Source organism: Empedobacter stercoris, assembly GCF_020281205.1.
Classification (GTDB): domain Bacteria; phylum Bacteroidota; class Bacteroidia; order Flavobacteriales; family Weeksellaceae; genus Empedobacter; species Empedobacter stercoris.
Window position 1 is genome coordinate 21379 of record NZ_JACXZC010000029.1, and the last position, 15176, is coordinate 36554.

A 15176-nucleotide genomic window follows, 5' to 3' on the forward strand; every position below is an offset into this window, starting at 1 on the left:
AAATCTTTTACATACATTCTACTGCCACTATGTTGCCTTTATCCTGCCTTTATGTTGGGAGTATCTAGCAAGTATCTGTAGATGAAAAAAAATTGGCCCTTGCGTTATATATGTTGTTTATATTTAGTGAGTGTTTATTATCAACCTCACCTTACGGGTGTACAATCACCCTCAAAAATTATATTTTTAAGCTGTTATAAGCTCAATTCCTGCTTTATCTGCCTTATATTTTATTTTGGTCATCAGTTTATAATAACTCCAATTTCTCAGTACAAAATCTTCTTCTTTGGCCAGCTCTATCTTTTCTTCTTGATCCATTAAAATAAGTGTTCCTGCTTTATTATTTACACAAAAATCAATTAACTTTCTGCTGTAAACATGTAGTCGATGATGCACATAATTTTTTTCTACTTGACTCATTTTATCTAGCGCTTTTAGTTTCCTCGTTTTTCCTTTGCCCGATTTTGCATAAGTTGCCCCAATTTGTATTCGTTTACGGGACGCTTGTATCGCTAACCTTCGGTATAGAAACTCTTCTTTGGTTCCTATAGTAAGCCGAGATTTTCCTATTTTTACAACCAACGGATATTCTAAAGAGAGGGAAGCTTCTGCAATAATTTCGGGTTGTAATTGATGATTTTCTTTTTCGATCTCAACAACAGCTAACCAAAATATTTTACTTTTTTCTAACTTTATTTGTGATGTACAAAGTTTAATTTCTCCGCTTACCACTTGTTCCAATAACCTTTTATTACTTGTAAAATCTTTTCCCAAATAGGTTTTGAATGGAAGTTGAAACAACCGAAAACAAAAACATTTTTTCTCAGGATTGTAAGAGAAGCTACGTATACTTTCTGCTCCAAAAGGAAATGCCATATCTCGTTTGAAGTTTTTTAACGAAGCTTCTCCTTTCCAATATCTTTGAGAATCTTTGTTGTATGAACTGTGGAGTCTATTATTTAAACAAGATAATATATTGGTTGGAATTTCACCTTTAAAACGGTCTGATAGCACACGATAAGTGGTACTCATTTGCGAATTTTTTAATATACCCTCTGCATCTTTCTTCTCGTCCATTAATTTATATTTAACACCTTCAGAGAGGTACAAAAAATCTTTCATCATTTCTTGTAAATACAAATGAGAAACAATCAAATTAGCGGCTTTAAAACATCTGTTTTGCCATCTATAAAGCTTGTCTAATGCCTCTTTGCGTTCTTCTTGAGTTGGTAAATCGATAAGTATTTGTATTTTTCGAGTGAGTATTAAAGTAGATTTTTCCATGATCAATAGTTTAGGGATTGAACTTTGTTTTGTTGAGTGAATTTATAAGCGACTATAAATTCATTGTGTACCTCTTTTTGAGACAATTGTAATGCTGAAGCTATTGTTGAAAAAGATTGTTTATGCTTACATCGAAGTTTTAAAATCAACGATTGTGTTTCAGATATTTGATTTTCCTTCTCTGCTGTAGAGACTGTTTTGGTTTTAATAATTAATTTATCTTGGTGACTTAAAATCTTCTTAAGATCATCAATAGCATGTTTAATTTCGTTACTCGTTTCAGTGATTCCTCTTCCCATTGCTTTAGCAATCGCTTTGTATTGAAATCCATGTTTTAAACAGAGTTCAATCAAATGCTTTCTTTCAGCACTTAATAAGGGTAATACTTTTATAATTTGATCAAAATAGTGCTGTTGTGTTTCTTGTTCGTTTAGGTTTTGAATGTTATCTGCGGGATCATATCCAGCCAAATAACTTTGATAATTCTCATAACTTTCTAGTGAACTTACAGTTCTAAAAAACTTATTCTTCGGTTTAGCATAATGCGAATAGCAACTGTATTTCATTACAAACCTTAAAAAGAAAAAGATATGATCAGGAGATTCCATCTTTTCGCGATATTCCCATAATTTTAGAAATGCATCTTGTACCAAGCATTCTACTACAAATTCATCCTCAATTATTTGTTTACCAAACCAAAAGATTCGTTTATTGTACCTGACATAAATACGTTCGAAGGCAGTAGAATTACCTTTTTTTAATAATTCAAATTCCTTTTCTAGCATAATAAAGGTGGTTTTATTTATGTTTTACGTGATACGTATGACGTTCTACGTTTTTACATAGTTTTTAAATTCAACATTAGTTTTAAAAGTCACTCTTTTTCCTGTACATCGCGCCAACTTTGTTTTTGGGAAAGGGTTTTTTGTTTTTTATTTCAAATTTGTTCTTTACTTTCATTTTTTTATTCATTACTTATCTATTTTTATTGTCGGTATTCATATGCCCTTCGGGGAAGCTCATCCAAAAAACGAAACAAAAAAAGATGCCGACAGTAGTCTCTCAATGATTCAACTAAATAATTTATTTCCATAAAGTTGATAACTCACTTCGTTCAAACACCTCAACTTTTTTATTCCAATAATTTAGAGTTGAATTGCATTTCGATTCTAAATCGTCGGATTTTTAACTCCTTTTTCAATACTCAAATCCACTTTAAATAACAGATTTTGTCATTCTGAACCCGTCGAAGAATCTCATTCTTGATCTTAACCTCAAATACATAATACATTGTACTTTTTACATAATACAACAAACAAAAAAGGTAGCAGAGCCCAATAAATTTGGAAAATGGCAATAAAGGGTTTACTTTTAATGTGCGAAAAATAAAAGTATAACCTAGCTGTCAAAGTCTCATTACCGAGGCTCTGATAGAGAGCGTGTAAAGAAAGGGGAACCTTTTCTTTACGTTCCGTTAAATGTTATAAAACGGAGAATTGTTCTTTAAAAGAATGGAAAAAACAAACAGACTTTGTCTGGCGGTTTTTTACGGATGAATGGAAATTGTTTCGTTCTCATTTTGTGTTGGGTTTTATAGAACGATGTTTCTCGTGTATGAAGAAATACTTGCAAAAAAAGCAAGGCGGCTTCACACTTTAGAGTCAAGGGCGACCAAACCCTACTTAGAAAACTTTCGATTTAATAAGTCACTATCTAAAGCATATGTGAAAACCGCCCATGCCGTATGCGAAAGTACAAAACTTTTGAGACATGGAGCGACTTCACGATACTCTCGATAGTAAAATTGGTCGTTTTGACTCGAGATTCATCGTTTAATTATGACTATTAAAAGTCTAATTATCAATTCGCTTGTACAAATATAATAATATTATTTTAATATCCAACAAGTTGGATGAATAACTTTTGTTAAATGAAGAAAATATTCGAATTTGAAACTACCCAATTTGATTTTGACTTAATAAATCATATGAAAAACCTCAGAAAAATTAATAAGGTAACTAAAGATGAATTAAGTATAAAAATGGGGGTTGCTAAATCTTTTGTAGGAAATGTTGAATCTTATACACAGCGACATAAATATAGCACCCGTCACATAACTCTTTTAGCAAAAGCATTTGGATATAAAAACATTGGAGAATTATTAGATTTTCCAACTCCTAAATATGATAAAATTAAAGTTACTGTAGAGCAGACTTATAATGAAGCAGGCACTAAAGTATTGAAAAGTGAGGTGGTGAAGATTGTTGAGATAAAATAATTTGTTAAATTAAAGAATTATCACAAAAAATCTAAGGGACTTGGTGTCGATTTTTTATCAATATCTGTAATGTGCGTATAAATCATGGTAGTTCTAATGTCGTTATGACCTAATAATTCTTGAACTACACGTACATCAATTCCACTTTTTATAAGATGAGTAGCATACGAATGTCTTAAGGTATGTACGCTGCCTTTTGATAAAACGCCAGCTTTACTCATAGCATTTTTTAAAATTAATTGGACACTTCTTTCGCTGTATTGATTGCCTTTAGCACCTTCAAACAAAAAGTCTTTAGGTTGATAAACCTTATAATATTCTCTCAATAATAACAAAAGTTTATTTGGCAAAGCAACTATTCGATCTTTGTTACCTTTACTTTGACGAATAAGAAGTAAATCACTTTCCGATTTTATATCTACAATTTTTAAATTTATCAATTCGCTTAGTCGCAATCCACAGCTATAGATTATTGTAAGAATAGCTTTATGTTTTAAATTTTCTGTTGCATTTAATAAATTTCGTACTTCTTCTTGAGAAAAGAAAGTTGGTAATTTATTAACTTTTCGTTTCGGATAAAGATAATTTAATTCGATTTTCTGATTTTCAACTAATTCAAATACTTTTTTAATTGCTCCAACCAAAGAACGTTGATAGGAAACACTGATATTTTCTTGAATTACTTTTGTATTGATAAACAATTCGATTTCTGAAATAGGAATTTCATCTAATCTATTGTATTTTTCCATCTGCTCCAAGAAAACTTGAGCGTAACCACAATACGATTTTATGGTATTGTTTGCATATCGTTGTAATTTTAATCGATTTTGCAACGTTTTTAGAATTGTTTCGCTATCCATACATTCATTATTACATTTTACATTAAATTATTTCGTGATACATGAATTTTATTTTTATAAGTATCTAATTTACAAAAAAATAATTATATTTGTTTTTAATTTTACGAAATGCGGATATAGCTGTTTTTTTACGAAACAAATGCTATACTAGTTTCGTGAAAAAACAATGTTATGGGCAAGGCTAAAAAACAACGACTATGAAACTTAAAGACATTTTTACGGACAATAAGACCAAAGTTTTCGTGGTGACTAGCCAAGACGAAGAAAATGAACTTTATTGGACTATAGAACCGACTGACTTTGACCTTTTACCAGAAGAAGAGAATATTTACTACGTAAAAGCATATCAAGTTTCGGCTGACTACACTTACGACTGTTACCTTGGTATAATGACACCTGAGAGAATTGCTGAGACTGTTGTAAAGAGAGAACCAAGCGGACAAATCGTTGCTGAAAGTATTTTCGACCAAAAACAAACAATAATTCCAGCAATTGCCTCTGACTGTTTTGGCGCCTATGAATTGTTTTACGCAAAAGAACATCCGCAAATTGGAATTGACGTTTTAAGAGACGGACTTAAAAAAGCAATAAATAAAAACATAGTTGCCGAAGACTTAGGATACATTTTACGTGACGAAGAACGAATTGACGAAGCAATAGAAGCATTTAGAATTAGCGAGCAGTTCGGGCCATCTTCTGAATATATCTATTTGGAACTTTCACGACTTTACAAAAGGTTGGGACAAAAATCATTACAATTAGATTACGAAAATAAATTTAAAAACAATGCTGGGATTGCGTGATGGAACAAGAAGCCCAGCCCATAACACGGTATTGCCAAAAGCGGGGCTGAAGTGCAAAGTTCAAGGTAAGTAATTCTATTCCGCCAAAAACGAATTTTATTCGTTTTTTATTTTTAAATTTAACTCACAAAAATTCGTTTTGGCTAGCCTCGGTGCTAAATCGAAACTTACCGCTTCGATTTCCCCGCCTTCGGCAATACCCAAAACGTTGGCTGCAAGCATATCGAAACTCACGAACAAAGAGAAATGAAAGAAATTATTGAACTTTCAAACAAAACAGTAACGATAGACAGAAACGAATTTCTGAAAGTTAAAGGTAGCATTGACACTAATTTATATTATGTCGAAAGTGGAAGTTTGAGATTTTTTGTTTTAGACGATTACGAAGAACAAACCATTCGATTTGGGTATAAAGAAAATTTAATTGTTTCATTAGATTCTTTTTTAACCGATAAACCTTCTGAATTATACATTCAAGCAATTAAAAAGACTGTTCTAAAAGTTATTACTAAAGAAAAAATTACCAAATTTTTAGAAACTGAAAAAAATAGAAGTTTGTGGACGAAGATTCTGGAAAATTTAGTTCTTCAACAAATGGAACGAGAAATTGACATCTTGACAAACTCACCAAAAGAGCGATATGAAAGAGTTTTAAAACGAAGCCCGCAACTTTTTCAAGAAATTCCTAACAGGTATATTGCTAATTATTTGAGAATGAGTGCTGAAACTTTATCAAGATTAAAAAAGTCTTGACTTCAATCAAGATTTAGATAAAATGCATTTTGGAACTTTGCATAAAATTTTAAATTATGCAGTCAGAGAAATTAATACAAACACTTTTGGAGCAGACAAGACAAATTATAAATCAAGCTGAAAAATTAAAATCCTTTGATTTACAGACTTTGACTTGGAAAGAAAGTGAAACTTCGTGGAGCATCTTAGAGTGTTTAAAGCATTTGAATTTGTACGGTAATTTTTATTTGCCACAAATCGAAAACAAAATCAAAAATTCCAAAACTAAAACTGACCTGGAATTTAAAAGTGGAATGTTAGGAAATTACTTTGCAAAAAGTATTTTGCCGAAAGAAAAACTCAATAAGATGAAAACCTTTAAAGATAAAAATCCTTTAAACTCTAAGCTTGACAAAACAGTAATTGATGAATTTATAAATCAACAAATTAAACTTTTGGATTTGTTAAACCAATCAAGAAATGTGAGTTTAAATAAAGTGAAAATCCAAACATCAATTTCAAGCATCATCAAACTAAAATTGGGCGACACTTTTCAGTTTTTTATTAATCATATTATCAGACATTTAAAACAAATTGACAGAATACAAACTGCAATGAAAAATGCCTGACAGCCAACAAGGGTTTGGCGCAATGGCGGGTTAAGGCTAAAATTTGAAATTTCGGCATTCTTTTCCGCAAAAAGCCAATTATATTGACTTTTTTCTTAAATTTATTCAATTAATTGGCTTTTGCTTACCGTGTCGCTAAATTGAAACTATTCGCTTCAATTTCCGCCACTTGCGCCAAGCCTCGAAACGTTACCTGCAAGCTGAAACCAAAAATCCGACAAAATAAAATGGTTGAAACATTGATAAAAACATTGCAACAAAAATATCTTATCAAAACAAACACAATTTCTAAACAAAAAGGTGGTTGGGCTTCTTTGGCTTATAAAATAGAAGATGAAAACGAGCATTTTTATTTTTTAAAAGTTTATGAAAAAAGTCGAAAATCAACTTCTTATTTAACGGAACACATCGACCTTTATCTTCCCATTGTGGATTGGCTTGATAATCAAACTCTGCTGAAAGGAAAAATCATTCGATTGATTAAAACGCAATCTGATGATTTTAGGTGCGAAGATGAAAATTATATATATGTTTTGTTTGATTACATTAAAGGAGAAACAGTTGGAGAAAAAAATTTAACCAAAGAACAAATAACTCAATTAGCCGAAATTGTCAGTCAGTTACATCATTTAAAAAAAACTCCTTTTGACCTTTCGCAGATTTCTGAAACATTTGACCTTTCGTTTATTTCTAAACTAAACAATTGGATAGACAAAAACCTTGACCAACTAAAAACGGAAATCAAAACGGTACTGCAACCTAATCTTTCAATTATAAAAAATCAAATCAACGAATGGTATAATTTATCAAATGCTTTAAAGGAAAAAGATTTAAAATATTGTTTATGTCATACAGATATTCATCATTGGAATCTTATCACAGACAAACAAAAATTATATCTTTTGGATTGGGAAGGAATAAAGTTTGCACCACCCGAAGCCGATATTTTCAGCATTTATCAGCAACCTTATTTTGATTTGTTTATCAAAAGATATTATGAACTCAATCCTGATTATCAGATCAATGAAACGGTTTTACAATATTATCTGACAAGTAGAAAACTTCAAGATATTTTTGAGTTTATCGAACAATTACAATTTGACGAACTCAATTCGGAAGAATACAAAATCAACTTAAACTATCTGAAAAAAGAAGTTGATAACATAATATCCAAACCTAAAAACACAGCCAGCAGGTAACAAGGGTTTTGCAAGAGCGGGGCGAAAATACTCCGTTGGAGATTTTCGCTATATTTGTAGCTTAGTGCTTCGGTCGATATTTTCTGCTGAAAATCCCCGCCCTCGCAAAGCCCAAACCGTTATCGGCAATACGAAATAAAGTAGTTCAGAAAAAATATTATATTTGCAACATAAATAAAAAGTAAGCAGAAAATGTAAAAATTAATTTCTTAGACAATCTAACAATCAGCTCAAAAAATTGGGCTCCCACTTTTGTTAAACTCAAAAAGAAATTAATTATGCTTACGATTCAAAATTTATCCTATTCACATCCCAATAAAAATACGCTGTTTACTAATTTAAGTATGACAGTAAACCATTCCGATAAAATTGCATTAATTGGCAATAATGGTGTTGGAAAATCTACTTTACTCAAACTTATAGCCAAGGAATTAGAACCTGATGACGGACAAATTTCCTCCGAAACCAAACCCTATTATATTCCTCAAATTTTCGGTCAGTTTAATGATTTGACAATTGCCCAAGCCTTACAAGTTGAAACCAAACTCAATGCTTTACACGAAATTTTAAACGGAAGTGTAGATGAAAAGAATTATAGCCTTTTAAATGACGATTGGACGATAGAAGAAAAATGTCAAGAAGCCCTAAGCTATTGGGATATTTCTGATTTATCACTATCTCAAAAATTAAGCGAATTAAGTGGAGGACAAAAAACAAAAGTCTTTCTCGCAGGTATATTTATTCATCAACCATCATTTGTTTTATTAGATGAACCCAGTAATCATCTTGACAAATCCAGTAGAGACTTACTATACGATTTTATTCAAACCTCAAGAGCAACTTTTATAATCGTTAGCCACGACCGAGAGTTACTTCAGTTATTAAATCCTATTTGTGAGCTCAACAGAAATGAAATTAAAGTTTATGGCGGAAACTATGAATTTTATAAAGAGCAAAAAGAAATTGAACAAAACGCCTTAAGTCAAGATATTCAGAGCAAAGAAAAAGCACTTAGAAAGGCGAAAGAAAAGGAGCGAAAAACAATTGAACGACAACAAAAATTAGATGTTCGAGCAAAAAAGAATTTAGGAAAAGCTGGACTTCCCAAGATAGTATCAGATGCTTGGAAGAATAATGCTGAAAGAAGCTCAGCAAAAATTGCCGGAGTTCATTCAGATAAAATTAATGGTATAAAAGAAGAACTTCAAGATTTGAGGCTTTCCGTTTCTGATATAGAACAAATGAAATTTGAATTTGATTCTTCCAATCTTCATAAAGGTAAAAATCTGTTTATAGCAGAAAATATCAATTTCGCATATAGAACAGGAGGTTTATTATGGGAGAAACCTCTAAACATTCAAATTGTCAGCGGTGAACGAATTGCTATCAACGGAAAAAATGGAACAGGAAAAACCACACTTATCCAAATAATACTCGGAAAACTTAAACCAACGGAAGGAAAAATATTTATTGCTGAAAGTCATTCTGTTTATATTGACCAAGATTATTCTTTAATCAATAATCATTTACAGATTTATGAACAAGCTCAAGAATTTAATCAAACCGGCCTTCAGGAACACGAAGTAAAAATCAGATTAGACCGTTTTTTATTTTCAAAAGATGATTGGGATAAGCCTTGTCATACATTGAGTGGCGGAGAAAGAATGCGGTTAATGTTGTGTTGTTTAAACATTGCTAATCAATCTCCCGACATTATTATCTTAGATGAACCTACCAATAATTTAGACCTTCAAAACATCGAAATTTTAACCAATGCAATCAATGAATATGAAGGAACTTTAATTGTAATTTCCCACGATAAAACGTTCTTACAAGAAATAAATATTGAACGAACTATTGAATTAATGAAGTAAAGCCGATAACATCGGTTTTGCAAGAGAGCGGGTTATTGTTTCCGTTCAAAGATTTTCGTTATATTTAAAGTTCCGTCTTCGCTTGGAAGTCTTATGCTAAAATCCGCTCCCTCGCAAAGCCGCGGCCCGTTAGGCGTAATTTTAAAACCAATGACACTCCAAGAATTAACTTTAAACATTTTTGCAGAAAGAATATTAACAACTTTTGATAGTAAAAAACTTGTTAATTGGGCAGTTGAAGTTATTCTTCTTGGTTATGAAAGTGAAAACCTTTATCTTTTAGCAGGTTTAGATTTTGAATCAACTGAAGAACGAGAAAAATATTTCATTGAATCATTAAAAGATTTACAAATTGAAATAGAAACAGATGAAGAAAAACTAATTGAAAATTATGCTATTACATTATCAAAAAAAGTAGTTGAAAAAGAAGTCGATATTGATTATGGATTTAAACAAATGCTTAAAATAGTTACAGCTAGTGATTATGACCAAAAGTATATTCCATTTTTTGAAATTGATGAAGATTTAGATTACTTAAGATACGATAATAATACAATTTTCAATTACGGATTAACTCTAGAAAATTATAAAGAATTTATTCTGGAGGAATTTAAAATATTTCTTGAAATGGAAACCCTAAAAATTCCCTCAGAAGAGCGTAAAAAGTGTTATTGTGAGAAATGTAATAAATTGAATGTTCCAATCACTAAAACAAAATATCAACTGAAAAAACCTTTTAAATTTTCAGTTTGGAGTTGTGGTTTATGTGGTTCGACAAAATTAAAATTCAACAATAATCACGAAGTAAAAAAACTAATAATAAAAGAATTCAAGAAAAACTACGCCTAACATGGGTTTGGCGCAATGGCGGGTTAAGGCTAAAATTGAAGTTTCGGCTTTCTATTCCGCAAAAAGCCAATTACATTGACTTTTTTTCTTAAATTTATTCAATTAATTGGCTTTTGCTTACCGTGTCGCTAAATTGAAACTTTGCGCTTCAATTTCCGCCACTGACGCCAAGCCCCGAAACGTTAGCGGTAATTTTACCAAACAGAATGTTGAACATAAAAAAATATAATCCGATGAAGCTATAAGTAACTGTCCAAAATATATAAACTCAAACTTTTTCATTGCTTTCAAAAAGTAATGGAATATTATATTATCAATTTATAAAATTAGAAAAAATGACACAGTTACAAATGATTGACAAAACAAAATCTATAGCTCAACAAGACGAAAATGTTTCCGCTGTTTTTATGTATGGTTCATTTACCAAAAACGAAGGAGACAAATATTCTGACATCGAATTTTACATCTTCTTGAAAAATAAAGAAAATTTCTCAGCGGAAAAATGGGTAAATCTAATCCATCCAGTGGCTTTATATTTTACAAACGAATATGGAAGCGAAGTGGCTATTTTTGAGAATATGGTCAGAGGAGAATTCCATTTTTTAAAAACGGAGGATATTGAAATCATCAAATCCTGGGACGGAATTGTTGCATTTAGCGATTTTGACCAGATGAACCTAATCGACAAAGACGGACTTTTAACGAAAACGCTTAATCAAATCAAAACGAAATCGCCCGAAAGAATTACAAATGAAAATATTTTGTGGTTAAGCCAATCATTATTGAATGTTGTACTGACAACAAGCAACTTGATTAAACGAGAAGAATTTGCTCATGCTCATCATAGCCTATCGAATGTTCAGAAATACTTGCTTTGGCTTATAAGAACAAGAACAAACAAAACAAAACATTGGGAAAGTCCAACTAAAAGTCTTGAAAAGGATATTGATACGACTTGGTATTTTGCGTATAAAACAGTAACATCGGATTTAAATCCTAAAAATATAATTTTAGCTTTTGAAAACTCATTAAATTTATCGGAAAAACTATTTGACGAACTAAATATTGAACCAAAAATGAAAGAAATCCTACATGAAATAAGAAAAAACTACCGCTAACATCGGTTTGGCGAAATGGCGGGTTATGGGAAATATAGAAAGTTCGTACATTTTTTGTCGCAACAGCTTTTTATATTTCCTTTTTTGTTAATTTAGTAAATAATAAAAAGCTGTTGCTCAAGTTAGTGAAAGATTGAAAGTTTTGGCTTTCTAATCCGCAAAAAGCCAATTATATTGACTTTTTTCTTAAATTTATTCAATTAATTGGCTTTTGCTTACTGTGTAGCTAAATTGAAACTTTTCGCTTCAATTTCCGCCACTGACGCCAAGCCCCGAAACGTTAGCGGGCATTGTGAAAGATACCAGCATAACAGTTAAACATTGATAAATGAAAAAAAAACTACTTTGGATATTAATTTTAGGACTGATAATAATCAGTTGCAAACAAAGGAAAACAGAAATGAAAGAGAAAATAATTAAAACAAACGGCATTGAACTCTGTACGGAAAGTTTTGGAAATAAGAAAAATCCAGCAATCCTTTTGGTAGCAGGTGCAACCGTATCAATGCTGTATTGGGACACTGAATTTTGCCAACAATTATCTGAAAAAGGATTTTTTGTTATTCGTTACGACAACAGAGATGTAGGAAAATCCACTAATTATGAACCAGGTTCTACTCCATACGATATTGTTGACTTAACTAATGACGCTATTTCAATATTGGATGGCTACAAGATTGACAAAGCACATTTTGTGGGGATTTCTTTGGGCGGACTAATTTCTCAAATAGCATCAATAAAGTTTGCCGACAGAGTTAACTCCTTAACTCTTATGTCATCAGGCCCTTGGGGAGACTCAGACCCAACTATACCTGAAATGGACACGAGTATTTTAGATTTCCATAGTAAAGCAGGTACAGTCAATTGGACAAATGAAGACAGTGTGGTAAACTATTTAATTCAGGGTGCAGAATTAATGAGTGGCAAGAAACAATTTGACAAACAAAGAAGTGAAAAACTGATAAGAGCTGAGTTCAATAGAGCCAACAATTATATAAGTATGTTCAATCACGCTGCATTGCAAGGTGGTGAAGAATATTGGAACAGATTAAACGAAATCAAACAACCCACCTTAATTATCCACGGAACAGACGACAAAATTTGGCATTATAAGAATGCAGGTTTTTTACTAGAAAAAATAAAAGGTTCAAATCTAATCACCCTTGAAGGTACAGGACACGAATTACACGTTGATGATTGGAAATCAATTATTGATGGAATAGAAAAACACATAAATGACTGATAAACAAAAACAACGACCCGCTAACAATGTATATAAAAAATAGGCGAAACAGTAGTAAATTCAAGGCTTTTGGCTCGTATTATACTTTGTGCTTAACCGAAAATTTGGCACTTCGAAATCGCCTACTTTTCATATACTAACCGTTAGCGGGCATTGTAAAACGACAGACATCAAGAACAGTAACAACAAATAGAAATGGAAATTAATAAGACAATAATCGTTGGAGCATCAGGACAAGTTGGCTCTCATTTAATCAAAAGACTATCTGAAAATGGCATTCCTGCCATAGCCTTAGTTCGTAATCCTGAAAAAATTAAAAACTTGAACCTTGAAGTTCGACAAGCTGACTTGTTTGACACAGAACAAGTGATAAAGTCGTTTCAAGGTATTTCAACCGCATTTTTATTAACACCAGAGAATCCGAGTTCCAATGACATCATTGGAGACACCAAACGAATAGTAGAAAACTATAAAAGAGCAGTTATCGAAAACGGAGTTAAAAGAATAGTATGCCTATCTTGTATTGGTGCCCACAATCAAGGAGACACAGGCAATATTCTAATGTCAAGACATTTAGAGCAAAGCTTTCAAGATATTGAAATCGAAAAAATAATTGTTAGACCATCATACTATTTTAGTAATTGGCTTGGTTACTTTGAAACAGCTCAACAATATGGTGTTTTGCCGACATTTTTTCCTGAAAACTTGAAAATTGCAATGCACTCACCACTCGACTTGGCGGAATTTTTAGCAGAAATCATTGCTAAACCTATTCAAGAAAAAACTTATAAAGTGTATGAAATGGTTGGACAAGAGAAATATAACTCTCTTGAGGTTGCAAAAGCTTTTTCTGTTTTAGTCGGTAAAGATGTATTCGTACAATCAATACCCAACGACAAATGGAAAGAAACACTTTTATCGGTAGGTTTTACGGACAATACTGCTGACAATCTAATTGATATGACGCAAGCAGTAATTGACGGCTTGACAGTTCCAGAGTTCCCAGACAAAATAACGACTCTAAAAACAACCATTGAGCAATACCTGAAACAACAACTCGAAAAATAACAACGACCCGCTAACATCGGTTTTGCGTAATGGCGAGTGACGTTCTTCGCACGAACATTTGTGCTAATTTTGAACTGAGTACTTCGTTTCAAGTTTAGTGCTGAAAATCCGCCACTACGCAAAGCCGAGAACCGTTGTACGACATAGTAAAACCGAACCAAACAAAATGAAAGTCAGAGAAGAAAAGTTAAGAACAATTATAGAATGGTCGGAGAAAAACGAAGATGTAAGAGTTCTACTTCTGACAAGTTCACTTGTAAATCCTTTAGCACTTGTTGACGAATTTAGTGATTTAGACATTGAATTTGTTTTTGAGGATAATACAAATTACATTTCAGACAAAAGCTGGACGCTTAAATTCGGAAATCCAATTGCTATGATTGAAGAAGACGAAAGTTGTTTTAACCATAAACACGCAATGAAAATGCTACTTTATGAAGACGGTGTGAAAGTAGATTTTAAACTTTACAGCAAATCAAAATTTATAAAGGAAACGCAAGAGAAAGAATTACCAGAAGATTGGGATATTGGTTATAAAATTTTAATTGATAAAGATGGTATTACAAAGCAAATGCTGAAACCAACTTATCAAATTTCCATTATCAAAAAACCGTCTGAAAAAGAGTTTCAAAATCTAATAAACGATTTTTGGTGGGACACAACTTACGTGGCAAAGTGTCTTGTGAGAGATGAAATATTCTATGCGAAATTTATGTCGGAAACCGTTATTCGCACAGAATATTTAATTCCTTTAATTGAATGGCACATTGCAAGTGAACACAATTGGAACATAACGACCAATAAATATGGACGACTTTTCAAAAAGTATCTTAACCAGGAAATGTGGGCTAAAACAGAACAAACATTTTCAGGGAGCGATATAAAGGAAAATTGGACTGCTCTATTTTCAATGACTGATTTAGTTTCAGAAATAGGAACTGAATTGTCAAAAAAATTAGAGTACAAATACCCGGATAAATTAGAAAATGACATACGAAAATATTTAGCTGGACTAAAACCCAAAACATAACTACGTCGTACAACATCGTATTGGCAATAGGCGGGCTGAACGGCTTCGTATCAACGGAAGTGCAAAATTCAACTTCTGTTCTTCGATTAAAGTTCAGTGCTAAAAATCCCGCCCATCGCCAATACGCGGCACGTTATGTGCCATTTTTGAATGACAATGCGAATAGATACAGACAAACAAATGAATTTACTTAGTGATAAGAACGTTGC

General features: G+C 32.1%; 14 protein-coding genes. 11 read left to right on the top strand and 3 right to left on the bottom strand.

Going from position 1 to position 15176, the window contains the following annotated elements; all coding sequences use genetic code 11:
- Positions 1 to 186: 186 nt before the first annotated feature.
- Both IF125_RS12100 and IF125_RS12105 read right to left on the bottom strand, forming a co-directional pair.
- Complete coding sequence (locus tag IF125_RS12100) at positions 187 to 1284, bottom strand: hypothetical protein (protein WP_125350260.1); 1098 nt, start codon at positions 1282 to 1284, stop codon at positions 187 to 189.
- Between the two features lie 2 nt (positions 1285 to 1286).
- The gene (locus tag IF125_RS12105) at positions 1287 to 2069 is read right to left on the bottom strand and encodes an RNA polymerase sigma factor (RefSeq protein ID WP_225542675.1); all 783 of its coding nucleotides are present in this window, start codon (positions 2067 to 2069) and stop codon (positions 1287 to 1289) included.
- 1145 nt (positions 2070 to 3214) lie between these two features.
- Between IF125_RS12105 and IF125_RS12110 the strand changes: the two genes are divergently transcribed.
- The gene (locus tag IF125_RS12110; protein ID WP_225542676.1) at positions 3215 to 3562 is read left to right on the top strand and encodes a helix-turn-helix domain-containing protein; all 348 of its coding nucleotides are present in this window, start codon (positions 3215 to 3217) and stop codon (positions 3560 to 3562) included.
- Between the two features lie 20 nt (positions 3563 to 3582).
- Here the strand turns inward: IF125_RS12110 and IF125_RS12115 are convergent, their stop codons facing one another.
- Positions 3583 to 4422, bottom strand: a complete 840-nt coding sequence (locus IF125_RS12115) for a tyrosine-type recombinase/integrase (protein WP_225542677.1) — start codon at positions 4420 to 4422, stop codon at positions 3583 to 3585.
- A gap of 245 nt (positions 4423 to 4667) precedes the next feature.
- Between IF125_RS12115 and IF125_RS12120 the strand changes: the two genes are divergently transcribed.
- The 10 genes from IF125_RS12120 (at position 4668) to IF125_RS12165 (ending at position 14967) form a co-directional block, all read left to right on the top strand.
- Positions 4668 to 5225 (top strand): tetratricopeptide repeat protein, encoded by a 558-nt coding sequence (locus tag IF125_RS12120; RefSeq protein ID WP_225542678.1) that lies wholly within the window; start codon positions 4668 to 4670, stop codon positions 5223 to 5225.
- Positions 5226 to 5471: 246 nt separating this feature from the next.
- Positions 5472 to 5978 (top strand): Crp/Fnr family transcriptional regulator, encoded by a 507-nt coding sequence (locus tag IF125_RS12125; RefSeq protein WP_225542679.1) that lies wholly within the window; start codon positions 5472 to 5474, stop codon positions 5976 to 5978.
- 56 nt (positions 5979 to 6034) lie between these two features.
- Positions 6035 to 6586, top strand: a complete 552-nt coding sequence (locus IF125_RS12130) for a DinB family protein (RefSeq protein ID WP_225542680.1) — start codon at positions 6035 to 6037, stop codon at positions 6584 to 6586.
- A gap of 227 nt (positions 6587 to 6813) precedes the next feature.
- Positions 6814 to 7785 (top strand): aminoglycoside phosphotransferase family protein, encoded by a 972-nt coding sequence (locus tag IF125_RS12135; RefSeq protein WP_015431540.1) that lies wholly within the window; start codon positions 6814 to 6816, stop codon positions 7783 to 7785.
- Positions 7786 to 8063: 278 nt separating this feature from the next.
- Positions 8064 to 9659 (top strand): ribosomal protection-like ABC-F family protein, encoded by a 1596-nt coding sequence (abc-f, locus tag IF125_RS12140; RefSeq protein ID WP_090410526.1) that lies wholly within the window; start codon positions 8064 to 8066, stop codon positions 9657 to 9659.
- Between the two features lie 93 nt (positions 9660 to 9752).
- Positions 9753 to 10508, top strand: a complete 756-nt coding sequence (locus tag IF125_RS12145) for a hypothetical protein (protein ID WP_225542681.1) — start codon at positions 9753 to 9755, stop codon at positions 10506 to 10508.
- A 335-nt stretch (positions 10509 to 10843) separates the two neighbouring features.
- Positions 10844 to 11626 carry a lincosamide nucleotidyltransferase Lnu(H) gene (gene lnu(H) / locus IF125_RS12150; RefSeq protein WP_049772422.1) on the top strand — a complete coding sequence of 261 codons (783 nt, stop codon included), beginning with the start codon at positions 10844 to 10846 and terminating at the stop codon, positions 11624 to 11626.
- Between the two features lie 328 nt (positions 11627 to 11954).
- Entirely contained in the window at positions 11955 to 12869 is a 915-nt protein-coding gene (estT, locus tag IF125_RS12155) for a macrolide hydrolase EstT (RefSeq protein WP_006744646.1), read from the top strand.
- Between the two features lie 195 nt (positions 12870 to 13064).
- Positions 13065 to 13937, top strand: a complete 873-nt coding sequence (locus tag IF125_RS12160) for an NmrA family NAD(P)-binding protein (RefSeq protein WP_045752110.1) — start codon at positions 13065 to 13067, stop codon at positions 13935 to 13937.
- Between the two features lie 166 nt (positions 13938 to 14103).
- Positions 14104 to 14967, top strand: coding sequence for an aminoglycoside 6-adenylyltransferase AadS (locus IF125_RS12165; protein WP_003013318.1), 864 nt, complete (start codon positions 14104 to 14106; stop codon positions 14965 to 14967).
- The last annotated feature ends 209 nt before the right edge of the window (positions 14968 to 15176 follow it).

Excerpts from the sequence above, each read along its gene's own strand:
- IF125_RS12125 (WP_225542679.1), top strand. The coding sequence starts at position 5,472 with ATGAAAGAAATTATTGAACTTTCAAACAAAACAGTAACGATAGACAGA.
- IF125_RS12160 (WP_045752110.1), top strand. The coding sequence starts at position 13,065 with ATGGAAATTAATAAGACAATAATCGTTGGAGCATCAGGACAAGTTGGC.
- abc-f (WP_090410526.1), top strand. The coding sequence starts at position 8,064 with ATGCTTACGATTCAAAATTTATCCTATTCACATCCCAATAAAAATACG.
- IF125_RS12105 (WP_225542675.1), bottom strand. The coding sequence starts at position 2,069 with ATGCTAGAAAAGGAATTTGAATTATTAAAAAAAGGTAATTCTACTGCC.
- IF125_RS12145 (WP_225542681.1), top strand. The coding sequence starts at position 9,753 with ATGCTAAAATCCGCTCCCTCGCAAAGCCGCGGCCCGTTAGGCGTAATT.
- estT (WP_006744646.1), top strand. The coding sequence starts at position 11,955 with ATGAAAAAAAAACTACTTTGGATATTAATTTTAGGACTGATAATAATC.
- IF125_RS12115 (WP_225542677.1), bottom strand. The coding sequence starts at position 4,422 with ATGGATAGCGAAACAATTCTAAAAACGTTGCAAAATCGATTAAAATTA.
- IF125_RS12135 (WP_015431540.1), top strand. The coding sequence starts at position 6,814 with ATGGTTGAAACATTGATAAAAACATTGCAACAAAAATATCTTATCAAA.
- IF125_RS12130 (WP_225542680.1), top strand. The coding sequence starts at position 6,035 with ATGCAGTCAGAGAAATTAATACAAACACTTTTGGAGCAGACAAGACAA.
- IF125_RS12100 (WP_125350260.1), bottom strand. The coding sequence starts at position 1,284 with ATGGAAAAATCTACTTTAATACTCACTCGAAAAATACAAATACTTATC.
- IF125_RS12110 (WP_225542676.1), top strand. The coding sequence starts at position 3,215 with ATGAAGAAAATATTCGAATTTGAAACTACCCAATTTGATTTTGACTTA.
- IF125_RS12165 (WP_003013318.1), top strand. The coding sequence starts at position 14,104 with ATGAAAGTCAGAGAAGAAAAGTTAAGAACAATTATAGAATGGTCGGAG.